This window comes from Thiomicrorhabdus marina (assembly GCF_017571465.1).
Taxonomy (GTDB): Bacteria; Pseudomonadota; Gammaproteobacteria; order Thiomicrospirales; family Thiomicrospiraceae; genus Thiomicrorhabdus; species Thiomicrorhabdus marina.
The window spans coordinates 1-23211 of the sequence record NZ_JAGETV010000014.1; the positions used below are offsets into that span (position 1 = coordinate 1).

General features: G+C 43.5%; 17 protein-coding genes, 2 tRNA genes and 1 pseudogene. 14 read left to right on the top strand and 6 right to left on the bottom strand.

All coding sequences use genetic code 11. The annotated features are described in order from the left end of the window. Positions 1–160: 160 nt before the first annotated feature. The 3 genes from J3998_RS08365 to J3998_RS08375 all read right to left on the bottom strand — a co-directional run bounded on the left by J3998_RS08365 (position 161) and on the right by J3998_RS08375 (position 1789). Positions 161–484 (bottom strand): hypothetical protein, encoded by a 324-nt coding sequence (locus tag J3998_RS08365; protein ID WP_208150000.1) that lies wholly within the window; start codon positions 482–484, stop codon positions 161–163. Between the two features lie 1141 nt (positions 485–1625). Then, a tRNA-Leu gene (locus J3998_RS08370) sits at positions 1626–1709 on the bottom strand. 4 nt (positions 1710–1713) lie between these two features. Continuing rightward, positions 1714–1789, bottom strand: a tRNA-Phe gene (locus J3998_RS08375). 240 nt (positions 1790–2029) lie between these two features. On the opposite strand from J3998_RS08375, the gene J3998_RS08380 reads away from it, so the two are divergent. Beyond that, entirely contained in the window at positions 2030–3613 is a 1584-nt protein-coding gene (locus tag J3998_RS08380) for a diguanylate cyclase (protein WP_208150011.1), read from the top strand. Positions 3614–3826: 213 nt separating this feature from the next. Continuing rightward, a complete protein-coding gene (locus J3998_RS08385) occupies positions 3827–4135 on the top strand; it encodes a hypothetical protein (protein WP_208150013.1) in 309 nt (102 codons plus the stop codon). An 88-nt stretch (positions 4136–4223) separates the two neighbouring features. On the opposite strand, the gene J3998_RS08390 is transcribed toward J3998_RS08385, so the two are convergent. Continuing rightward, positions 4224–6737 (bottom strand): CheR family methyltransferase, encoded by a 2514-nt coding sequence (locus tag J3998_RS08390; RefSeq protein ID WP_243750666.1) that lies wholly within the window; start codon positions 6735–6737, stop codon positions 4224–4226. Continuing rightward, a pseudogene (locus J3998_RS08395) lies at positions 6726–7378 on the bottom strand (chemotaxis protein CheB); the annotation flags it as partial. The pseudogene J3998_RS08395 and the gene J3998_RS08390, both read right to left, overlap by 12 nt. 314 nt (positions 7379–7692) lie before the next feature. Between J3998_RS08395 and J3998_RS08400 the strand changes: the two are divergent. Continuing rightward, complete coding sequence (locus tag J3998_RS08400; RefSeq protein WP_208150027.1) at positions 7693–8022, top strand: hypothetical protein; 330 nt, start codon at positions 7693–7695, stop codon at positions 8020–8022. Positions 8023–8201: 179 nt separating this feature from the next. Here the strand turns inward: J3998_RS08400 and J3998_RS08405 are convergent, their stop codons facing one another. Then, positions 8202–10934 (bottom strand): bifunctional diguanylate cyclase/phosphodiesterase, encoded by a 2733-nt coding sequence (locus J3998_RS08405; protein ID WP_208150029.1) that lies wholly within the window; start codon positions 10932–10934, stop codon positions 8202–8204. A gap of 495 nt (positions 10935–11429) precedes the next feature. Here J3998_RS08405 and purU point away from each other — a divergent pair, with 495 nt between their 5' ends. The 11 genes from purU (at position 11430) to J3998_RS08460 (ending at position 23154) form a co-directional block, all read left to right on the top strand. Continuing rightward, positions 11430–12281 (top strand): formyltetrahydrofolate deformylase, encoded by an 852-nt coding sequence (gene purU, locus J3998_RS08410; RefSeq protein WP_208150031.1) that lies wholly within the window; start codon positions 11430–11432, stop codon positions 12279–12281. A gap of 9 nt (positions 12282–12290) precedes the next feature. Next, positions 12291–13532: an FAD-dependent oxidoreductase gene (locus J3998_RS08415; protein ID WP_208150033.1), complete on the top strand. Its 1242-nt coding sequence runs from the start codon at positions 12291–12293 to the stop codon at positions 13530–13532. Positions 13533–13552: 20 nt separating this feature from the next. After that, complete coding sequence (locus J3998_RS08420) at positions 13553–13822, top strand: sarcosine oxidase subunit delta (protein WP_208150035.1); 270 nt, start codon at positions 13553–13555, stop codon at positions 13820–13822. After that, positions 13812–16697, top strand: coding sequence for a glycine cleavage T C-terminal barrel domain-containing protein (locus tag J3998_RS08425; RefSeq protein ID WP_208150037.1), 2886 nt, complete (start codon positions 13812–13814; stop codon positions 16695–16697). The genes J3998_RS08420 and J3998_RS08425 overlap by 11 nt, the downstream gene beginning before the upstream one ends. After that, a complete protein-coding gene (locus J3998_RS08430) occupies positions 16694–17170 on the top strand; it encodes a hypothetical protein (RefSeq protein WP_208150039.1) in 477 nt (158 codons plus the stop codon). Before J3998_RS08425 ends, J3998_RS08430 begins: the two co-directional genes overlap by 4 nt. A gap of 12 nt (positions 17171–17182) precedes the next feature. After that, the gene (gene glnT / locus J3998_RS08435; RefSeq protein WP_208150041.1) at positions 17183–18517 is read left to right on the top strand and encodes a type III glutamate--ammonia ligase; all 1335 of its coding nucleotides are present in this window, start codon (positions 17183–17185) and stop codon (positions 18515–18517) included. Between the two features lie 12 nt (positions 18518–18529). Then, the gene (locus J3998_RS08440; RefSeq protein ID WP_208150043.1) at positions 18530–19429 is read left to right on the top strand and encodes a class II glutamine amidotransferase; all 900 of its coding nucleotides are present in this window, start codon (positions 18530–18532) and stop codon (positions 19427–19429) included. Between the two features lie 48 nt (positions 19430–19477). After that, a complete protein-coding gene (locus tag J3998_RS08445) occupies positions 19478–20155 on the top strand; it encodes a GltB/FmdC/FwdC-like GXGXG domain-containing protein (protein WP_208150045.1) in 678 nt (225 codons plus the stop codon). Positions 20156–20180: 25 nt separating this feature from the next. After that, the gene (locus J3998_RS08450) at positions 20181–21503 is read left to right on the top strand and encodes an FMN-binding glutamate synthase family protein (RefSeq protein ID WP_208150047.1); all 1323 of its coding nucleotides are present in this window, start codon (positions 20181–20183) and stop codon (positions 21501–21503) included. Positions 21504–21508: 5 nt separating this feature from the next. Then, positions 21509–22378 (top strand): bifunctional methylenetetrahydrofolate dehydrogenase/methenyltetrahydrofolate cyclohydrolase FolD, encoded by an 870-nt coding sequence (gene folD, locus J3998_RS08455; RefSeq protein ID WP_208150049.1) that lies wholly within the window; start codon positions 21509–21511, stop codon positions 22376–22378. 86 nt (positions 22379–22464) lie between these two features. After that, positions 22465–23154: a type 1 glutamine amidotransferase gene (locus J3998_RS08460; RefSeq protein WP_208150052.1), complete on the top strand. Its 690-nt coding sequence runs from the start codon at positions 22465–22467 to the stop codon at positions 23152–23154. Positions 23155–23211 lie beyond the last annotated feature (57 nt).

Consider the following 23211-nt stretch of genomic DNA (forward strand, 5'->3'; position numbering starts at 1 on the left):
AAAGCTGAGTTGAGTCATGAAACCTATCCCAAAATAGTCAAAAGAGTGCGAATTATCTCACAGAGACAAAAACGGCGGACTTGTTACGTGTTTCCTTAACGATTTTGATGTTAAGAGGTGATGATTTTAAGGTATGTATTACAAGAGAATAAAAATATATCTAGTACATAAAAGGTGGTGATCTAACCTTCATTCCCATTATTTTAAGCAGTCTGGTGAAGCTAACGGCATACTTTATAAATACAGAATGGGTCACGTATAATAAAGCAATAGTTATTGAAATTGCATAGACAGATAAAAAGCTTAAAGCTCTTTTCAATAATGCGTCTTCACATACATCTTCATCGAGAAAATCCCCGAAAACCATGTGATGCAAAGTATTAAAGTCACAATCTGAAATAAACAGTCCAGGACGATTTACTACAGAATCCAACTGCATTAATATTTTTATACTTGAACTGTCATACAAAGTTTCATCAACCATATTTCAATTACTTTTAGCAAAAATGTGTTCTCACTGAAAAAAAGCACTGCATTGCATTTAATCAATTATATTGAAGGGCTTCTAGCTCCCTCAACTACTGTAGATGCTTAGCTAAATGCTAATACCATCATAATTTCCTTTATATAAAAAACTAACTTCTAAGAATTTAATAACTAGTAACTCATGGACTCATAGAAACACTCCTATTTCTAAAGACAAATTAAATTCCAATTAAAAGTACAACTAATTGATTTAATACCTCAAGACACTCCTTCAACAAACGAAGACTAGAATATAGTTTTATCTGCGCGTTAACTGCACATATAGTTAAGTTAATAAAACCATGAAGCCAAAACAGGCATAAATATGCTAGTTGCTGCTTGTTTTTTAATAGTTTTAAAAATCGCTGTTTAAGTAACTTCACCTTATTTCCTTTTAGAAACAAGGGAGCACAAAAACATCTACAAAGGCTGCACGAACACTGAACAGCTAATTAATTTATATAGACTGCGATCTCTTTTTTCAACTAATAAATTTCCTAACGCTGCTCTGCGCAATACAAGACGCTCTCAGCCTCTAACGAGGCTTCATCAGCTCTTACCCTTTGTCTTTTGTTTACGCAGCTTCAGGAGTATTCCGCTTCGCTCCATACATCCTTCGCTACGACACAACGACACGGGTAAAAACTGACCACTGGATAAGGTGAAGGGAGGGAGAGGGTTGCTGACCGGCTAAATAGTTTCAAAATCCCATATAAAGTAAATAATGAGTTTGATATTGAAACTATGGGTATAACACCTTAGTTCTCCAAGCAAGCTATCTGAACTACCCTCCCTCCCTTTTATATTAAAGGTGGTCATCTTGTTCCCGTGCCTTGGAGAAGCCATGCAGCGCAGCGGAATGGTGCACTCCAGAAGGCTAAGGGATAAAAGATGATTAAACTCCGTTAGGAGTTTAAAACCTATGGGCGTAGAGCAATCGTGTTGATGAATTTAATAAAACTTAAATAAATTATGTAAGTACTGAATAAAGATCAATTTTCATGCCTGAGAAGGATTTACAATTTAGGGTATTTTCTAGGGTATCATTTTCTTCAGGCAATAAAAAACCCCAGGTTAATCAATAACCTAGGGTTTGAATATGGTGCGAGCGGAGAGACTCGAACTCTCACACCAAAGGCACCAGAACCTAAATCTGGCGTGTCTACCAATTCCACCACGCTCGCATTGTGGTGGTCGCACCTGGAATCGAACCAGGGACACATGGATTTTCAATCCATTGCTCTACCAACTGAGCTATGCGACCTCAACTTGTGCGGCGTATTGTAGTGATGCGGTCTACAGCTGTCAAACATTTTTTCAGAAAAAATGGAATTTTTTAAATAGGAGGGGTTTTATCTATATTTTAGTTGAGGATAAGAACTAAATTGGCTTGGTGATAAGTAATTTTACTATACTTTTGGCGACTGTTGCTCGTAAGGAATTTTTAGTAATATGTGTTTTGATAAAAAAAATTTACATACAGGGTTTTACAGCAAGGATCGCTATGCATAATCTGCCTGAGCAAGGTGTTAGACGAATTAAAGGTATTTCTTGGTTAGGTATCGTTGGCGCTTTTTTTTCACTTTTTGCTTTAATGTTTTTTAGTTACCAAATTATTTATCAGCAGCAAAAAGTCATTTATCTTGAAAGTGTTCAGCAAAATAAGTATGAAGAGTTTTTGAGAGCTAAGAGTGTTCTTGATGAACTTGCAAACTTGAGTGTTCAAACGCGAATCATGAATAATGATGTAGTTGGTTTGATGTATCAGGCCAAATATAGTGAGGGCGACGAAAGAAACAAAATAAGATCAAAACTTTACACTCAGTTGTATGACCAATATCAAATACTAAAACATCAATTTCACATACGCCAACTGCACTTTCATCTGCCAGGCCCAATAAGTTTTTTACGGTTTCATCGCCCCTCTAAATATGGTGATTCATTAAAAGGTATTCGTGCTTCGTTGGATTTAGTTAATGAAATCCATAAACCGGTCACTGGTTTTGAAGAAGGTCGGATTTTTAATGGGTTTAGACATGTTTATCCGTTATTTTTTCATGATGAATTTGTTGGAAGCGTTGAGGTGTCTTTTGGAATGGATGCCATTAGTAATGAGTTGAGATACGACCAAAATACGAATCAAATCTTCTTGATTTTAAAAAAACGAGTTGAACAGAAAGTATTTATAGGTGAGCGCACGAATTACATTGCCTCTCCTTTTGGTAGTGATTGGCTTATCGATAAAAAGGCTTTACAAGCAGGCCTGCAAGCTAAATCACTGGACTACTCGATAATTGAAGGAATTAATGCCAAATTAAAGAGCATGGTTAATCTTAGTCCAATAGGCACGGAATTGGGTGGTTTTATTAAAGAAGTGGCTTTCGATAACTTGCCGTACACGGCAACGTTTATTCCTATAAATAATATTGAAGAAGAACGTTCTGGGTGGATAGTTTCTTATGAAAAAGACAATTTTTTAAGAATTATACGTACTAATTATTACGTCATTGTTTTTCTGATCATTTTATTAAGTGCTTTTCTGTCATTTTTACTGTTTTTATGGCAACAAAACCGCGAAAAGAAAATTGTCGCATTGGAATATATTTCGACACACGATACGCTAACCGGTGTTTATAACAGAAAGAGCCTCGATATGTACTTTGATAAGACTATTGAGCAAGGCCTTAGTGTCCAGCTGATTTTTTTTGACATTGACTACTTTAAGAACGTTAATGACGTTTATGGACACTTGACTGGCGATGAGGTATTACAGTCAATAGCACAGATTGTGAAAAATAGTATCCGTAAAAATGATGTTTTCGTTCGATGGGGCGGAGAAGAATTTGTGCTTGTTATTGAAGATCAAAGTCTAGATATAGCTGTAAATATCGCTGAAAAATTACGACTTTCTATACAAGACACTAAGTTTACGGACAAGAACTTAAAAATAACATGTAGCTTTGGGGTTGTTAGCTCAACACCAAACGATACATTAGAAACAATTACTCGACGAGCAGATGCTTTCCTTTATGAAGCCAAGGCTTCGGGCAGAAATAGAGTTATTTCAGGGATTAACTTGGTCGAGTGATTTACCTTGTTCAGGACTTAATCTGATTGTTTCTGGATCGAGTATTTTGGCTGTATCGCGGTATAGAAAATCTCTAGATCAGCATTAAATGTATTTTTACTTATTTAGGAATAATTTTATTTCATGTTTTATAGAGTGTAATAAATACTTACTTGGTGCTGTAAATTTATTATATGGCATTGTGAAAAAGATTTAGAACAGAGAGGATTCGACATGAGATTAAATGCAATTTATTGGCAGAAAGGTTTTGAAGATGGTGTGAATCAGAATGAGTTTAAACCTTCGGGTGAATATGATAGGTTTAGCTATCATTTTGGTTTTAAGAATGGTTCGGCAGTTTCGCCCGCTTCATGGATGAAAGGGTTTATTGATTCCTGCATGTTAAAAGCGTATTCAGATGAAAACGTCCATTTTGAAAGTTATAGAGATGGATATGAACTAGCAAAAGAGCACTTTGAAGATATTTCTGATTTTTTACATTTTGAGACGTTAAAGAAAAATCTTGCGTGGTTGAGAAGTTAAAAGTTTATCTATGTGTATTAATTTTGACTTGAGCTGACAGTTACTCATCCGCGACGAGGTTTGCTGTTAGCTCAAGCGCCAGAGTATTTTAGTTCTCGGTAATTTTTAAATCCCCATTTTCCACATCGCTAATTTCCATAAAAATGCCCATCATAGCATTTGGTTTTTTCGAGCTCGTTGCTGTGCTGAACAGCGTGTCTTTAGAGTGAACCATAATATAATCCTTGCTACTCTTGTGCTTGATTCGGTAGCGAATCACAAAAGTTTCTCCAACGTTACTCGCTTTCACCTTTTCAATATGCTGAAGCACTGAACTGAGATCATCTGGATGAAATAAGTCCATAAACGCTTTGCTGTCTAAGTTTTTTAAATCGTCGAGCGTATAGCCAAGTAATTTCGTGTAAGCAGGATTTATAAAGGAATTACAGCCTGTCTTAAAGTCATAGATGAAAACACCGCCGAGTGAATTGTTTAACAAAATATCGGTAAATGTTTGCTGACGATCTATTTCATCTCTCGCTTGCGCCATTTCAGACACATCCGTTAAGGTCCCCATTACATATTCGGCTTGTTTTAGGTTATTGAAAGACGCGGCAACTTCCAGTTTTAGCCAAAGTATTTCTTTTTCCGAGTTAAGTGCTCTAAAGGAAATTGTTTGAGGGTTTTTCATGGTGAGCACATTTTCAATGAATTCTTCAAAGGTACTTCTATCTTCGGGGTAGATTATTCCTACTAAAGCCTCGTAAGTTGGTTGGTATTTCTCTATGTCTAACCCAAAAAGCTTAAAGACGCCCTGACTCCAAGCCATTGTATTTTTGGGAATATCCCAGCGAAAAGATCCCGTTTTGCCAAGTGACTCAGCATCGATTAGCAGTGTATTTGTTCTCTCGAGTTCATTTGCTAATTGCTCTAGTTCCGTTTGTTGATGGTCTTTATCTTCATAGGCAATTCGCAGTTCGGCATAGGCGGTTTGCAGTTCTTCATTGGTCGACTGGAGCTCTTCATTGGTAGTTTCAAGCTCTTCGTTTGAACTTTGTAACTCTTCATTGGAACTTTGCAATTCCTCATTCATGGATTGCATTTCTTCATTTGAGGTTTCAAGCTCTTCAATTACGGTCTGTAGCTGTTCCTTGGCTTTGATTAACTGGCGTTCTTGTTCCTGATATAACGTTGAATCGGTATCATTGTCACTGGGCTTAGACAGGGGAAGATCCAAGACATCTTCTATCTGGCATAAAATAAGTACTAATCGTCCCATACCCGCTTGGTGTTCAATTTCGATTAAAATCAAACGCGTCCAATAAGTTTCTTTGTCAATGGTGAGTTTTTGGAAAGCCGTTTTTACAATCGATTGTTCAGAGCCAAGAACGTGAATAGCTGAGCGTAAATCAATTGATAGGCTTGGGTGTAAGTTCTGAAAAATGTTGTTTGTCGGCAAGCCTTCAGGACGCAGAAGCAACGGGTTTTTTCCTTTCGAATACACGATATCCATATTGTCATTGATTAATATGGAATGAGGAAGTATCAGCTCACGTGTTTTGAGAGTGACTAAATCGCCAAGCGTATCCGTTATTTTATTTGCGTTAGAGGCAATGTTTTCTTTTTTGATTTTTGGCATATCTGCGGCAAAATCAACAAGGTGCGCTTTTGATTTTTTGGTTTCAGGCGGCGTTTTTTTGCCAATGAAGCTTGCTTCAAAAATCTTACCGTTTTTAGAGATAGTGCGGAATGTATCTTGATAAACCCCAATAGATTCAGATTGCCCTAGAAATAAGAGTCCCTGCGGGTTCAGCGCATAGTGAAATAATGGAATAACTTGGCGTTGTAATTCAAGATTAAAGTAAATTAAAAGATTACGACACGACAATAAATCCAAACGCAAGAAAGGAGGGTCTACGGTTACATCGTGGACAGAGAAAATCACTGACATCTTTATCGGTTTGATAACTTGAAATTGTGCGCCGTTAACCGTGAAATACTTGCGTTTTATTTTATCTGGTAATTTGTGCAAAGCACTTTCAGGATAGATACCGTTACGGGCGAATTCAACCGCATGTTTATCGATATCAGTAGCAAAAATTTGTATTTTGTAATCTTCGAACTTTGCACCGAGGATTTCGGACAGAATGATGGCAATCGAATAGGGTTCTTCGCCTGTACAACAGCCAGGTGTCCAGACTCGAATCGTTGTATTGTCTTTTTTTTCTAAATAAAGGCTAAGTTCTTCTTGAAGCACATTGAAGGCTCTGGCATCACGGAAAAATGAGGTCACCCCTATTAACATGTCATTGAAAAGCAGCTCGACTTCATTTTTATGTTTCATCAAATGCTCAACATACTCTTCCACTTTGCTAATTTTTAAAGCGGTCATACGACGTTCGATTCGTCGCATGATGGTTGATTTTTTATAAAGAGTGAAGTCTATTTTGAAGCGTTTTTTTAGGATATTAAGGATCTTGAAGTAAGATTCTTTTGACAGGTTTGTCTCCAGTCCAAGAGAGGCTTGGAAAGGAAAGCTAGAAATATTTTTGAGCTCAGGACCAATCTCTTCAGGCGGTAAAATTAAGTCGACATTACCGGAATTTATTGCCGCGTTTGGCATGCCGTCATATTTGGCAGTGTTTGGATCTTGCACTATACCAAATCCGCCTTCCCCTTTAATGGCTCGAATTCCTCTTGATCCATCGGTACCTGTACCAGAAAGAATAATGCCGATTCCCCTTTTGCAACGGCAATGGACTCAAATAACATATCAACTGAAGGGCGCGGGATGTGGCGGTTTTCTCCCATTAATGACAGCAAAATTTTGTCGTCTTTGGTTACCTCAATATTATAGCTGGGTGGGCAAATATATAAGGTGTCAGGCACTAATTTATCTGCATTACGAGCAGCAACCACAGGAATGTTTGACCCTTTTTCCAGTAGGTCGACCATCATGCTCCGGTATGAAGGAGATAAATGCTGCGCAAGGATGAAACTCATTCCAGAATTGGGGGGGAGGTTAGCAACTAAAGCCTGAAGCGCTTCTAAGCCACCGGCGCTGGCGCCAATTCCAACGACAATAAGTTGACCAGATTCTGAGCCTTTTATTCCTTCAAGGTTTGTTATCTCTTTTTCCTGAGCTGTTGAAGGAGGCGATTGGTCTGAATGTTTGGTCATGAAGATTCCGTTTTTACTGTAAATGGCGAGTATGGATGCGTTTCTTGAAGTTAATTTAAACTTTCTTAGCAAGCACCATAACATTCTCACCTATAAAACGTTCAGTGATTGGCCAGGGGTGATTGAAAAGTGTTAATACTCAATGCAAAAATTATATTTTTGAAAGCTCTTCATGGCAAGGAATGTCTATCTTAGAAGATCGCTAAGGAAGCGGAGAGCGGGTTGGTTTTTCTGTTTTTATGATAGTGCGGGGTTATTTCCATATTTTTTGTACGGAAAATTTAATATGGTTAGATAAAATTTATTCATATATTATTTGCAATAAGTAATATTTACACTTCCGAGTGATTGGGAGTAAAATATCTCTTACTTAAAAGATAACCGCAGAGGGCGCACTAATGAGCCTCCGATTTCAAATATTGCCTTCAGGTCAAATTAAAATTGAATTTCCTGAAATGTCAGATTGCCCGAGTTTGAAAAACGAACTCAAGCAGTTTATTCAGACAAATGTCACTTCTAACACGACGGTTCAGTTGGACTTGAATAAGGTGCAAAGCGTTTTTTCACTGTTGATTTTCTGCATTATGGAGGTGTTCGCAAAGGTTGGAGATAGCCGAAAGGTTTATGTTCTAAATGCCTCGGATAAGGTCGTTGATGGAATGTTATTTTTGCGAATGGATAATTATGTGACATTTGAGACGGAGTTTTCATTTGTTGAGAGCGATTAAATGACTTCGATAAGTCTCTGCGGTAAGTTCATGGGCTTATTCTGCGTTTCCTTAATTCCAGTGAGAATTCCGTCTTAAAAACTTTCCTCAACACAACTTTAAACCAACTGCTTTAGTGACATCACTTTCTTCTATCAGGTCTGAGAACTCCCCTGGTATCACTGCAAATGATCGCCTAGTTAAGACGCATTTTTGCGATGCTTAAAGCCATTTGGGCTTGTTCCGTATTTATCTAATAGTGCCTGAAATTCTGGTGCTTTCTTCGCGGGTGATTTGTAGAAACCTTGGTAGTAATGGCAGCCTTGTTGACGGAGAAAATCGATTTGATCTTGGTTTTCAACGCCTTCAGCGACCACTTTATATTGCAGTACGTTTGACATGGCAAGAATAGCGACCACGATGGCGGCATCGTCTTTCTCATAGGGAACATTGTCCATAAAAATTTTGTCGATTTTTAGAATATCGATAGGGAAGTACTTCATATAGCCATAAGAAGAATAACCGGTACCGAAGTCATCAATGGCAATCGATACGCCTTGCGCTTTTATTGCATGCAGCATATTGGCGAGAAGTTGTTTATCGACTGAGAGTACGCTTTCGGTGATTTCTACTACAAGGCGTTCAGCTTGGAAGCCGGAGGTTTCCAGTGCGGTCTTAACGATTTGTGCGACATTTTGATGTCGCAGTTGTTGCAAGGAAACATTTACGGAAATATGCAGATCATAGCCTTGATCTTGCCATCTTTTGCCTTGTCGGCATGCTTCATCAATTACCCAGGCACCAATGTCTGAAATTACCTCGCTTTCTTCAGCAATCGGTATGAATTTGTCTGGCGGGATATATCCTTCTACAGGATGCTTCCAACGCAGTAAGGCTTCAGCACCAATAATGCGGTCATTGTTTAAATAGGATTGCGGCTGGTAATGTAGCTCAAACTCATTTCTGTCTAAAGCCTGATGCAAAGCGTTGTGATAGCGAACATGTTCATTCACTTCATTAACGTATTTGGCATGGTAAAAACGGTAGGTATTACGCCCTGCCTGTTTGGCACGGTATAGGGCGATGTCGGCAAACTGTAAGTAGTGCTTAGCACTTTCAACTTGCTGAAGTGGTGCGACAATGCCGATACTGGTACTTAAATGCAATATCGATTGCTCCAGAACCTCATAGGGCTTGGTGAGTACATCATTCATCTCCTGCGCCAAGTGTTCTAAATCGGATTTCTCTTGCACTGATTCAGTCACCAGAATGAACTCGTCACCGCCCAAATGAGAAATAAAGCCTAACTGTGCGAAGTTGTCCTGTAATCGTTTGGCGATTTCTTGTAAAACGGCATTACCGGTGTCATGTCCAAAGCTGTCATTGATATGTCGGAAATGGTCTATGTTAAGGAAAAAAATCGCGCAGTCACAACCTTGTTTATGGTGCAGTTTCTCAGTGATATAGTGCAATAGAGAAGAACGGTTGGCGAGTCCGGTCATCGGGTCGTAATGTGCCAGTTGTTCTAAATCAGCCTCATACTGTTTTTGCTTAGTCGTATCGCGGATTATGCCAACCGCATGCCATTGTCCATCCTGATGTAAAGTGCTTAAGGAAAGTGCAATATTGAACTCATGGCCATCTTTATGCTGAGCATGCGCATTGATTATTTCGCCGACAATATCGACAATTCCGTCTTGTGCAAATTTTGCAAAGCCAGCTTCAAACTGATTCAGGTAGCGTTTCGGCACAATCAGTTTATGTAGGTCTTGACCTAGCGCTTCACTTGCGGAGTAGCCAAACAGGCGTTCTGCTGCGGGATTCCAAAAAGAGGTTCTTCCATGGGCGTCTATTTGCACAATCGCATCCTGACTGGTGTCGGTAATGCCTTGCAATTTTGCTTCTTGGGCAATCAAAGCTCGGTTGGCTGCTTTTCCAAGTCGCACTGACTTTTCTAAGTCTTTCTGGTTTTTGAGGAGAAGTTGTACAAATAGATCGATAATTTTGAAAACGCCGAGCATGCCAATAAGAATGATAGTAAAAGCGACCACCGACAAAGTAAGAATAGTCTGGTTAACGACTCGGTAAAACTCATCTTGTTGCATTCTTAAGAACATAAACCAATCGGTATTTTTGACTGATCTAAACGTTATTACGTAATTCTCTAAGACCGGTAAGGTATGCTTTTCCACTGAAGATGTCGGATGAAATTGGCCGATTAACTCCGCTAACCCTAAATGACTATGCGGCCTTCTCGGTTCAAAGAAATGGGTGAAGGGATTCTGATTTGTCGGATAAATGAGAGAAGCATCACCGGTTTCACCAAGGTTGTCATAGTTTTTGATAATGTTGCGTAACTCATCTGAATTGAACAGAACAATATCAACCCCGAGTTTATTGTTATTGCGGTCAAAGATCGGCGCAATCACGATGATTTTCAGTTGGTTGTTGATCGAGATAGGGTTTTGAACGGATATCTTCTCGCTATGTAGAGATGATGTGCGTATAACGCTTTCGGGAATGTTTTCTCCGAGTGTTAAAACCACCTCTCCTTTTATATCCAGTCTTGTAATGCCCTCGATGCCGTCCGAGTAGGTGATGGCATCATTTAATTTAGGCTTTGAAAAGTTCACCATTTCCTCAAGTGAAATTTTTCCTTGGTTGTACAGGCTGAGTTGATTGCGAATGGCCGAACGGCTGGTGATTTGGTCGGATATATCCATAATCTTTGAGACATATTGCTCAACGGCTACCGCCTTGTCATTCATCAGATGGCTGAAGTTTTTCTCTTGTTCTCCTCGGAGCAGTTGATGAAGAGGAAATATAACCGACGTCAGCAGAATAATACCGATTAGCGCTAACACAAAGAAGGTTTTGCGGTACGTTGAGTTACGGATACGAATTATGTAGTTCGATTTCAGCTCTTCCTTCATAACTTGTTCCTCGCGCTCATTTTTGAAGGAGTCATTCTACAGCGGAATTCATACAATAAGTTGATACAGAACACCTACCTTAGTCATCGGAAGCCGTACTGAAGAAGCGATCCTTGGCAATAACCCATTCTGCTAAAGCCTTATAAGCGCTTCTAAATCTAAAATGATCAATGTAACTTGCGGTTATCAAGCGGCATTAATGTATTTTTAAAAGTAAGCCATTCTGAATTTTTCTACCGAGAATTTCTCTTTCTTGTTTGCAAGCACTCTTATGGTGCCTTTTTGCATTGTTGTCGCCCTATATTGAAGCATTTTTTTGCTGCTTTAGGGTTTTTTTAGTGCTTTTTAATCAATGGCTTAAAGAAAAACTTTTCACAAAATCAGGGATTTTTTTAGGTTGTAAAAATATTCAATAATATTAAACATTATTTCTTGATATGAAACTTTTACTGAGTTATTATTTGAATCAAAGTTTCATTAAAGGAAAATTTTAAGATGAAAACTAACGCCTATGTCTTAACGATTTCTTGCCCGGATCGGGTTGGGATTGTCGCTAAGGTGTCTGCTTTTCTGGCCGAACATGACTGCATGATTGCCGAAGCAAATCATCATGCGGATACCCATTCAGGCATGTTCTTCATGCGCAATGAAATCACTGACATTAAGGTTTCAGACGAGGAGTTTCGTGCAGGTTTCTCAAAAATCGCTGAGGAGTTCGGGATGCAGTGGAAATTAAATTCCACTTGCGAAAAAAAGCGCGTGTTGTTGATGGTCAGTAAGCAAGATCACTGTTTACAGGATTTGCTGTATCGCTGGAGTAGCGGCGAGTTGGAGTACGACATTCCTTGCGTTATCTCTAACCATTTGGATATGAAAGCTTTGGTTGAGTGGTATGGCATTCCTTATATCCATGTCCCGGTGACGCCGGAGAATAAGCCGCAGGCGTTTGCCGAGGTGGTTAAGTGGGTCGATCACTATGAAGCCGATACCATCGTGTTGGCACGTTACATGCAAATTATTCCGCCGGAGCTTTGTCAAAAATATTCGGGTCAGATTATCAATATCCATCACAGTTTCTTGCCGTCATTTATCGGCGCTAAACCCTATCACCAAGCATTTGAGCGCGGCGTGAAGTTAATCGGCGCGACCTGCCACTATGTCACCGAAGATTTGGATGCCGGACCGATTATCGAACAGGACGTAGTACGTGTTTCGCATAGTGAGTCGGCAGCTGAAATGGTGATTCTCGGTAAGGACGTTGAGAAAAACGTTTTGGCGCGCGGTTTGAAGTTCCATCTACAAGATCGTGTTTTGGTGTACGGCAATAAAACCGTCGTGTTTGCTTAGGAGATTTGGATGCCGCTTAGATTGCTTAAATATGCGTGGAAAAAGTCGGAAGACGAGCCGCGTTTTTTCCCCGAAGAAAAGCCGTTAAAAACATCCTATGACGTGGTCATTATCGGTGGCGGTGGGCATGGTATGGCCTGCGCTTATTACCTTGCCAAAGAGCATGGCATTACCAATGTTGCGGTGCTTGAACAAGGCTATATCGGCGGCGGCAATACCGGCCGAAATACCACCATCGTGCGCTCTAATTATCTGACTTCGGAAGGAGTTAAGTTCTATGACGAGAGCTTAAAACTGTTTGAAGACCTGAGCACAGATTTTGACTTGAATATTTTCTATTCAACGCGCGGTCATTTCACGTTAGCACATACCGACAGTGCCATGCGAACCATGCGTTGGCGTGCCGAAGTCAATAAGCATCACGGTATCGACAGCGAAGTGGTTGATGTGGACACCATTCAGAAAGAAGTGCCTTACATGGACATGAGTTGCAACGGTCAGCACCCGGTAATGGGCGCTCTATATCACGCTCCGGGTTCGGTAGCTCGGCATGATGCGGTGGCGTGGGGCTATGCTCGCGGTGCACAGATGCGCGGTGTGGAGATTCATCAGAAAACCAAAGTGAGCGACATTAAAACCAAAAGCGGCAAGGTGGTTGGTGTGCAGACTGATCGCGGTTTTATCGAAGCCAACAGTGTCGTGTCGATGGTGGCCGGCTCAACGCCACGCATTACCGAAATGTTAGAAATTGAAACGCCGATTGAAATTTTCCCTCTGCAAGCTTGCGTCACTGAACCGGTTAAACCGTTTATGGACACGATTGTGGTGTCCGGTAGCTTGCATGTCTATGTCAGCCAGTCTTCGCGCGGCGAGTTGGTGATGGGGGCATCGGTCGATCCGGCGGAGTTGCATTCGACTCGTTCGACGTTGGATTTTGTCGAAGGTTTAACCGACCAGATGATGGATCTATTTCCGTTTACCAGTCGTCTGAAGATTATGCGCCAGTGGGCTGGCATGAGTGATATTACCCCGGACTTTGCGCCGATTATGGGCAAAACCGATGTCGACGGTTTTTATCTGGATGCCGGTTGGGGGACTTGGGGCTTTAAAGCGACGCCTATCAGTGGCAAAACCATGGCTTACACGGTTGCCAATGACAGACCGCATGAGTTGATTAAACCGTTCAGTTTAGATCGCTATGCGAATTTTGAATTGGTTGGCGAAAAAGGCGCGGCTTCGGTCGGGCATTAATAAGGCATGGGAGAAGTCGTATGAAATTTGTCACTTGTCCAAGTCTTGGACGCAGAGCCTTAAGCGAATTTACTTTCGGTGGGCGAGTTGAAAAAGAAACTGATCAAGAAGCGGTTTCCGAAAGAGAGTGGGCGGAGTACGTGTTTTACCACAATGGCGCGCCGAAAACTCAGCAGGAATGGTGGTATCACCGCCCGACCGGAATCTGGTTTCTGTTTCAACGTAATACCCTGACGGACTCGATTACTCAGGTTGATTTTGCCAATAAAGGATTAACCAATGATGCGTAGACTTTCTCCACAACCACTGGAGTGGATTAATCGTAGCCAATCGGTCACTTTTGTTTTTGAGGGCGAAGAGATTAAGGGGTTCGATGGTGATGTTATAAGCAGTGCTTTGTGGGCGCAAGGTCATAAAGTGCTCGGGCGCAGTTTTAAATATCACCGTCGTCGCGGCCTGCTCAGCTTTGCCAATCATGATATTAATGTGATGTTGCAAACCGCAGATACGCCGAATGTGCGCGGTGATGTCGTACAACCGGAGCAAGGCCAAACCTACAAGGCGGTCAATACCTTCGGTTCGCTGGCTCAAGATAAAGGCGCGCTGGTCGAGTGGATCAGTAAATTCCTACCGGTTGGCTTCTATTACAAGGCGTTCTATTCTCCGAAATTCCTATTTCCTAAATGGGAACGTTTAATTCGTGAAATGGCTGGTTTAGGCACCGTCGATACCAGTTGGGGTGAACGTCGTCAGCCAAAACGTTATCGTCATTGCGATGTCGCCGTTATCGGTGCCGGCCCTTCCGGTATGGCTGCTGCAATCGCCGCCGCTAAACAAGGCGTAGATGTCTGTTTAATTGATGAAAACCCTTATATCGGCGGTTCTCTGGATTATCAATACGCCAATGAAGAAGCGCTGGAAGTCACGCGTGACGATTTAAAAACAACCATCGCTGAGATGGACAATATCCAAGTGATTACATCCGCTTTTGTGGCCGGTTTTTACGGCGACAACTGGTTGGCAGTTAATAGCCAACAGGGTTTGATTAAGCTCTCGGCACAGTCGGTAGTGGTCGCAACCGGGGTATTTGAGCAGCCGGCGGTGTTCCGTAATAACGATTTGCCGGGGGTGATGAATGCCTCGGCGGCACAGCGTTTGATGGCGCGTTATGCGGTTGCACCTTGTAAGGAAGCGGTGGTTCTGACCGCCAATCCGGAAGGCTATCGTGCGGCATTGGATTTAATCAAAAACGGTGTAGTGGTTAAGGCCATTTTAGATACCGGTTGCGGCGAAAATTCTTGGTCTGTACCGGTTAAACAGGCAGGCATTCCTGTGTTTGAAAACGCCGCGATTATTGAGGCGAAAGGACGCAAGGCATTGCAAGGCGTGGTTTATGCCGTGAACGGTGTTCAGCAGTCCTTAGATTGCGATGGTTTATTGATGAGTGTCGGTTGGGCGCCTGCCGGAGCACCTTTGTATCAAGCCGGTAGTAAATTCGCCTATAACGCCATTCTTGAACAGCTCCTACCGCAAGAATTGCCGCAAGGTGTGTTTGCCTGCGGCCGTATAAATGGCGTGTTTGAGATCGTGGATCAGATAAAAGACGGTCAACAAGCGGGGATGGCTGCCGCATTAGCTGTGCAAGACAAATCTGTACCGGACTTTACTGACTATACCGCAACGCGGGCGCACTCACATTCTTACCCGATTTGGCAACATCCGAAAGGCAAAGAATTTATCGACTTTGATGAAGATATTCAGATTAAAGACCTAAAAGGTGCGATTGCACAAGGCTTTGACAATATCGAGTTAATGAAGCGTTTTTCGACCATCGGCATGGGGCCGAGCCAAGGCAAGCACAGCAATATGAATGGTATTCGCTTACTTGCCAAACTGACCGGAAAAAGTATCGACCAAACCGGTTCGACTACGGCGCGCCCCATGTTTCACCCGACCGAAGTATCGCATTTGGCAGGCATGCGTTTCCGTCCGGAGCGCCTAACACCAATGCACGCTTTTCATCAGCAGGCCAAAGCCAAGTTTATGGAAGCCGGTGTTTGGTTAAGGCCTGAATACTATGCAACTGAAAGCAGCCGTGAAGCTTCCATTGCTGCTGAAGTGGCGGCGGTTAGAAATGCAGTCGGTCTGATTGATGTATCGACGCTCGGCAAACTAGAGGTATTCGGTCGTGACTCGGCTGAATTAATGGATCGTCTGTATACCATGCGTATGTCGAATATGGCGGTCGGCGCAAGCCGTTATGCATTAATGGTCGATGATTCCGGTGTAGTGATCGATGATGGTGTTGCGGTGCGCTATTCGGATGAGCATTTTTATGTCACGACAACAACCTCGACGTCGGATTCGGCTTACCGCATGATTCAGAAGAAGGTCATTGAATGGGGCTTAAAAGTCACGGTTTTGAATCGTACCGGACAGATCGGTGCCATGAATCTCGCCGGACCGAACAGCCGTCAACTTTTGTCACAATTGACGGATTTAGATCTATCTAACGAGGCTTTCCCTTATCTGGCAATGCGTCAGGCGAAAGTCTGCGGGGTTGATGCGACTTTCATTAGAGTCGGTTTCGTTGGTGAATTGGGTTATGAGATTCACGTCAGTGCGCAGGATGCGGAGCATGTTTGGCAGCAGATTATGTTGCTCGGCGAGTCTTTTGCGATTAAACCGTTTGGTGTCGAAGCCCAGCGCCAATTGCGTTTAGAGAAAGGACACATCATTGTCGGTCAAGACACCGATGGTCTGACCAATCCGTTTGAAGCCAATATGCCTTGGGCGGTGCATTTCAAAAAAACCTATTTCTTAGGCAAACCAAGTTTAGTTCGATTGAAGACGCTACAGAAGCGAATTCTGGTCGGTTTTGAACTGCTTTCAGCGGCAGCGGACGATATGCCGCTTGAGTCCAATTTAATTATTGATGACGGTGAAATGGTCGGACGTGTGACCAGTATCGGGCGTAGCGCTACTTTGCAGAAAGTCATTGGTCTGGCGATGGTCGAACTTGCCTGTAGCCAAGTTGATAGCGAATTAACGATTAAGTTGAGTGATGGTCGTATGGTTTCTGCCAAGGTGGTGAAAACGCCGTTTTATGACCCGCAGGGATTATTGCAAAAACCGCAAGAATCGGCACTAGGAGGCGCTGCATGAGTACGACACAAGCTTTACAAATTCACTGCAAGCCGCTGCCGGGATTAATGCATTTTCGTGGTGCGAATATGGCGTCAATTTTAGAAAAGAATGATGCCGCCGACTTGCAAATTTTTCAATATCGCAAACTTAGCGATGATCGTTTTATTGCTAACCTCGGCGCCGAAGAAATTTATTTCTGTGTCGATGCGGCAGAATCGCTCGAATTGCAAGCCAATCAATATGCATTTCCGCGCGCAGATGCAACCTTTGAATTATCGGGAAACTGGAAAGCCTTAATGTCGGAAGTCTGTATCTATGATTTTCGTCAATCTCAGCCGGGGGATTTCCTGATGGTGTCAATTGCTGGGGTATCGGCATGGTTGCTGATTCCAGAAGCCGACGAACCACTTATTTTGGGGTGTGATCCGACCTTTGGACACTACTTTCAGGAAATTTTAATGAAACAGATAGAAGAGTCGCCTTTTCTATAAACGGAGTATCAAATGACCATTGATGAAGCGAAGCAATTTCTCGAAGAAAATCAGATCAAATATATCCTAGCGCAGTTTGTTGATATTCACGGTGTCGCTAAAACCAAATCGGTTCCGGCTAGCTGTTTGGAAGATATTGTTGAAGACGGTGCCGGATTCGCCGGGTTTGCTGTTTGGGGGCTCGGCATGGAACCCCACAGTGCCGACTATATGGCAAAAGCGGATTTGGATACTTTAAGTATTGTTCCTTGGCAACCGGGCTATGCTCGTATTGCTTGTACCGGTCATGTGAATGACGAACCTTATGAATTTGATACACGCCATATTATGCTCAAACAGATTGAACGTCTAAGCACAAAAGGCTGGACGTTAAATACCGGAATCGAGCCGGAATTCAGCTTGTTGCGCCGTGGCGAGAATGGTCATCTAATGCCGTATGACGAAAGCGATACCTTGGATAAGCCTTGTTATGACTATAAAGGGCTATCGCGCTCGCGTGCCTTTCTGGAAAAGTTTGTCGATTCTTTGCAGAAGGTCGGCTTTGATGTTTACCAGATTGATCACGAAGATGCCAACGGTCAGTTTGAAATCAACTACACCTATTCGGATGCGAAAACTTCCGCCGACCGTATCACCTTCGTACGAATGGCCGGTAGCGAAATCGCCAATGAAATGGGCATGATCTGCTCGTTTATGCCAAAACCGAATGCCAACCGTACCGGTAACGGTTTCCACTTCCATCTATCGATTACCGATGATGCCGGCAATAACCTGTTTAAAGATGATTCCGACAGCAACAATATGGGGCTTTCCGAGCTAGCGTATCACTTTTTGGGTGGTTTGATGCAACATGCTAAAGCACTGTGTGCGATTGCTGCACCAACGGTTAACTCTTATAAACGCTTAGTTGTCGGGCGTTCGCTTTCCGGCGCAACATGGGCTCCGGCATTTATCAGTTATGGTGACAACAACCGCTCGGCAATGGTTCGCGTTCCTTACGGTCGTTTGGAATTCCGCTTGCCGGATACCGGCTGTAATCCTTATTTAGTAACCGCTGCGATTATCGCCGCAGGCTTGGATGGTATTGCCAAAAAGCTTAATCCGGGCGCACCGCACAATATTAATCACTACGCCTTGTCGCTGGATGAGTTAAAGAATTTGGGCATTGATACTCTGCCGCAGTCGCTTTCCGAAGCGCTAGATGAGCTAGAAAAAGATCCTCTGTTTGCCGAACAGTTCGGCAGTAACTTTATGAAAGAATTTATTGAAATTAAACGCATGGAATGGGTTGAGTATCAACGCCATGTATCTGATTGGGAACTAAACCGTTATGCGGAATATTTTTAAAGGAGAAGGCTCATGTGTGGAATTGTAGGCTTGTATTTAAAGAATAGCGTACTGGAAAGTCAGTTAGGCGAGCTTTTTGAACCGATGTTGATTGCTATGACCGGACGCGGGCCGGACAGTGCCGGTTTCGCGATTTACGGTGATGAAGTCGGTGACGACATGATTAAGTTGACCTTGCAACACGAAGACGAACATTACCCTTGGCATAGTCTGGCGGAAATTCTGGAAGAGGAATTTAACACTGCTGTTTCGGTAATGCATAACGCCAACGCCGCTGTATTGAAGCTTAGTGCCGAAGAGATGCCGGTGCGTGCAGCGATCACTGATTTCGATGACAGTATTCGCATTATGAGTGTCGGCCATTCGATTGAGATTCTTAAAGAAGTGGGTCTGCCGCAACAGATTGCCGAGCGTTTCACTTTGTCCGGCATGAAGGGGTCGCACATTATCGGCCATACTCGTATGGCAACGGAAAGTGGCGTGACCATGGAGGGTTCACATCCTTTTACCACCGGCATGGATTTGTGCTTGGTGCACAACGGTTCGCTTTCAAATCACAACCGGTTGCGCGAAGAGTTGAAGAAAGAAGGTATTCAGTTTGAGACCGAAAATGATTCCGAAGTAGCGGCGGGCTATTTGACTTGGCGTCTGCGAGAGGGGGCGAGCGTTAAAGAGGCGCTAGAAGGCGCGATTGAAGATTTAGACGGTTTCTTCACTTTTACGGTCGGCACCAAAGACGGTTTTGCGGTGGTTCGCGATCCGATTGCCTGTAAACCGGCGGTTATGGCAGAAACCGATGATTATGTGGCAATGGCGTCCGAATATCATGCCTTGTCAACGCTGCCGGGCATTGAGAATGCCAAACTGTGGGAGCCGGATCCAGGCAAGGTGTATTTCTGGGGCAAGGGTTAATTACCAACGTTAAACAGTCAGCGCAAATAAGAGAAGAAAGGATTTGCCATGGAATTTGATTTAAAAACACAAACAGTGCGCGACGTGAACCAAGCACTGCATGATTTACCGAAAGACCAAGAAACTGAAGTTGTAGTCAATAACATTAGCGGTGATCACAATCTTGCGGTTGGTATGGATCAGCCGGCAAAAATTACCCTTAACGGTCATGCCGGTTACTACTGTGCCGGCATGAATAAGGAAGCGGAAATTGTGGTTAACGGTAATGTCGGGCAGGGGGTTGCCGAAAACATGATGTCCGGCAAGGTGCATATCAAAGGCAATGCCAGTCAGTCTGCAGCAGCAACCGCACACGGTGGTTTGCTGGTGGTTGACGGTGATGCGGCGGCGCGTTGCGGTATTTCGATGAAAGGGGTCAATATCGTAGTCAAAGGTTCGGTTGGTCATATGAGTGCCTTTATGGGGCAAGCAGGTTGCTTAGTTGTGTGTGGCGATGCAGGAGATGCGCTTGGCGATTCGCTGTATGAAGCGCATCTGTATGTCAAAGGGAAAGTTGAATCTCTGGGAGCGGATTGTGTACAGAAAGAGATGCGAGCCGAGCATATCGAAGAGCTGTCGGCATTATTAAAACAAGCCGGATGTGACGATAATCCAGAAGATTTTACCCGTTATGGTTCAGGCCGAAATCTATACAACTTTAAAGTTGATAACACCTCAGCTTACTAGCCGCGCAAGAATAAAGGAGTCTGTTATGACAATGGAAAAACCAGGACTAATTGAATCGGCTACGTTTAGTCGAGATGTGATTAATGAAATTCAACGTGCCGCCGATACCGGCATCTACGATATTCGCGGCTTTGGTGCCAAACGAAAAGTACCGCATTTTGATGATCTACTTTTCCTCGGCGCGAGTATGTCGCGCTATCCGCTGGAAGGCTATCGGGAGAAATGCGGTACGGATGTGATCTTGGGAACGCGCTTCGCCAAAAAACCAATTAAATTGGATACGGTAGTCACGATTGCTGGTATGAGTTTTGGAGCGCTTTCGGCGAATGCCAAAGAAGCTTTGGGACGCGGTGCGAATATCGCCGGAACTTCGACCACTACCGGTGATGGCGGTATGACACCGGAAGAACGCCAGAACTCTAAAACGCTGGTTTACCAGTACCTGCCGTCTCGTTATGGCATGAATCCAGACGATTTGCGTAAAGCGGATGCCATTGAAGTGGTGCTTGGACAAGGCGCTAAACCGGGCGGCGGCGGAATGCTGTTAGGGCAAAAGATTACCGACCGGGTTGCCAAAATGCGTACCCTGCCAAAAGGTATTGACCAGCGTAGTGCCTGTCGCCATCCAGACTGGACTGGGCCGGATGACTTGGCAATCAAGATTCAAGAACTGCGTGAAATCACCGATTGGCAAGTGCCGATTTACATTAAAGTCGGTGCGACTCGTACTTACTATGATGTCAAACTGGCGGTGAAAGCCGGTGCAGACGTGATCGTGGTAGACGGTATGCAGGGGGGTACTGCTGCCACCCAAGATGTCTTTATCGAGCATGTCGGGATTCCGACCATGGCAGCGATTCCACAAGCGGTTCGCGCTTTGCAGGAAATGGGCATGCATCGTAAGGTTCAGCTGATTGTTTCCGGCGGTATTCGTAGCGGTGCCGATGTAGCTAAGTGCATGGCGCTGGGTGCCGATGCGGTTGCGATAGGTACAGCGGCTTTAGTAGCGTTGGGTTGTAACCACCCGAAATGGGATGATGAGTATCAAAAAATCGGCTCGGCAGCCGGTTTTTACGATGATTATCATGAAGGCAAGTGTCCGGCCGGTATCTCTACTCAAGATCCGGATTTGGCTTCGCGCTTGGATCCTGTCGATGCTGGACGTCGTCTGGCGAATTATTTGAATGTATTGACCTTGGAAGCACAAACCTTGGCGCGTGCTTGCGGTAAATCGCATCTGCATAATTTGGAACCGGAAGACTTGGTTGCCTTGAATGTTGAAGCTGCGGCAATGGCCGGTGTTCCTCTGGCCGGTACCGACTGGATTCCGGGTAAAAGCGGGTACTAGAGGCAATGACAGCACAATTGATTGACGGTAAAAAAGTCTCCAAAGCAGTTCGTCAGAAGATTAAGAGTCAAGTGGATGAACGACTTTCGCAAGGTTTGCGAGCTCCGGGCTTGGCGGTGATTTTAATCGGTGATGATCCGGCATCATCGGTGTACGTCAATAATAAAAAACGTGCCTGTGAAGAGGTTGGTTTCGTTTCCAAGTCCTGGCACTGGCCGGCAACGACAACTCAGAGCGAGTTGTTGGCATTGATCAAGGAGTTGAATGAAGATCATTCGATTGATGGTATTTTGGTACAGCTTCCTTTGCCGGAGCATATTGAAACGGAAACGGTGATCGAATCGATTCATCCTGACAAGGATGTAGATGGTTTTCATCCATACAATATTGGCCGTTTGACGGTGCGTATGCCGACTTTGCGTCCTTGCACACCTTACGGTTGCATGACCTTGCTAAAGCATTATGGTCTATCGGCTAAAGGGAAACATGCGGTGATTGTCGGCGCGTCCAATATTGTTGGGCGCCCTATGTCATTGGAATTGTTGCTTGCCGGTGCTACCACTACCGTTTGTCATCGTTTTACCGATGATTTGCAAAGCCATGTCGCTTTAGCAGATATTTTGGTGGTGGCGGTCGGCAAGCCCGGTTTCATTCCGGCGGAATGGCTCAAGCCGGGTTGTATTGTGATTGATGTCGGCATTAACCGGCTAGACGATGGCCGATTGACAGGGGATGTTGACCCAGCAGCGAGCGAAGTGGCTTCTTATGTGACTCCGGTGCCGGGCGGAGTCGGGCCTATGACCATCGCGACTTTGCTGGAAAATACCTTGCTGGCTTGCGAAAGACATCAGCAAAGTCCCTATTTTTCTACCTGATTTATATTTGTATTGTTTAACTCACCTAGATTTGCCATGCTGATCATTTAAGAAACGCATGGCTTTTTTGTTTGGAGGTTTTATCTATGAACGTTGTGGTATTGGTTCATGCACCTTTTGAAAGACTCGGTCAGATTGCGATTTGGCTGGAACAGCATTCAGCCAAGGTTATGGAAGTTACTTTGTTTCAATCCGAATATACTTTTCCCGATTTAACTGAAAAAGATTTGGTCATTGTTTTAGGCGGGCCGATGAGTGTTAATGAGGAGGATAAGTACCCCTGGTTAATCCCGGAAAAGGCTTATATTCGTGATGTAATTGCTGCCGATATCCCATTACTTGGCATCTGTCTTGGCGGTCAATTAATTGCCAATGCATTAGGCTATAAGGTCACAGCTAATCCCGAGGTTGAAATTGGCTGGCATAAGGTCGAGTCGGTGGCTGAATCTAGTGATGTTTTTCAGTTTCCCAAGCAGTTGGATATTTTTAATTGGCATGGTGAAACCTTTGAATTGCCAAAGGGGGCAACCCGCCTGTTAAAAAGTGAGGTCTGTGCTAATCAAGGTTTCCAACTTGGGCGGCGAATTATCGGTTTGCAATGTCATCCGGAAGTTCGCAAACAAGAAATCCAAGAGTGGATTGATGAAATCAGTGGACAGATGGTGGAAGGCGATTATGTGCATACACCGGAGCAGATGTTGAGTGTTGCTGAAGAGAAAATGTCAGCGGTCAGGCCGGTTCTTTTTGCTATGTTGGATTATCTTGTCGAGCCATAATCTAAAATTCATCTCAGACTTGGTATCGAGTTGCAATTATTCAGACTAAGTCCTTAA

Bases quoted from the DNA above. Each gene is read 5' to 3' on its own strand.
- J3998_RS08460 (WP_208150052.1), top strand. From the start codon at position 22,465: ATGAACGTTGTGGTATTGGTTCATGCACCTTTTGAAAGACTCGGTCAG.
- J3998_RS08390 (WP_243750666.1), bottom strand. From the start codon at position 6,737: ATGCCAAACGCGGCAATAAATTCCGGTAATGTCGACTTAATTTTACCG.
- J3998_RS08445 (WP_208150045.1), top strand. From the start codon at position 19,478: ATGGAATTTGATTTAAAAACACAAACAGTGCGCGACGTGAACCAAGCA.
- J3998_RS08405 (WP_208150029.1), bottom strand. From the start codon at position 10,934: ATGAAGGAAGAGCTGAAATCGAACTACATAATTCGTATCCGTAACTCA.
- J3998_RS08425 (WP_208150037.1), top strand. From the start codon at position 13,812: ATGATGCGTAGACTTTCTCCACAACCACTGGAGTGGATTAATCGTAGC.
- folD (WP_208150049.1), top strand. From the start codon at position 21,509: ATGACAGCACAATTGATTGACGGTAAAAAAGTCTCCAAAGCAGTTCGT.
- J3998_RS08385 (WP_208150013.1), top strand. From the start codon at position 3,827: ATGAGATTAAATGCAATTTATTGGCAGAAAGGTTTTGAAGATGGTGTG.
- J3998_RS08420 (WP_208150035.1), top strand. From the start codon at position 13,553: ATGAAATTTGTCACTTGTCCAAGTCTTGGACGCAGAGCCTTAAGCGAA.
- glnT (WP_208150041.1), top strand. From the start codon at position 17,183: ATGACCATTGATGAAGCGAAGCAATTTCTCGAAGAAAATCAGATCAAA.
- J3998_RS08430 (WP_208150039.1), top strand. From the start codon at position 16,694: ATGAGTACGACACAAGCTTTACAAATTCACTGCAAGCCGCTGCCGGGA.
- J3998_RS08450 (WP_208150047.1), top strand. From the start codon at position 20,181: ATGACAATGGAAAAACCAGGACTAATTGAATCGGCTACGTTTAGTCGA.
- J3998_RS08415 (WP_208150033.1), top strand. From the start codon at position 12,291: ATGCCGCTTAGATTGCTTAAATATGCGTGGAAAAAGTCGGAAGACGAG.
- J3998_RS08440 (WP_208150043.1), top strand. From the start codon at position 18,530: ATGTGTGGAATTGTAGGCTTGTATTTAAAGAATAGCGTACTGGAAAGT.
- J3998_RS08380 (WP_208150011.1), top strand. From the start codon at position 2,030: ATGCATAATCTGCCTGAGCAAGGTGTTAGACGAATTAAAGGTATTTCT.
- purU (WP_208150031.1), top strand. From the start codon at position 11,430: ATGAAAACTAACGCCTATGTCTTAACGATTTCTTGCCCGGATCGGGTT.
- J3998_RS08400 (WP_208150027.1), top strand. From the start codon at position 7,693: ATGAGCCTCCGATTTCAAATATTGCCTTCAGGTCAAATTAAAATTGAA.
- J3998_RS08365 (WP_208150000.1), bottom strand. From the start codon at position 484: ATGGTTGATGAAACTTTGTATGACAGTTCAAGTATAAAAATATTAATG.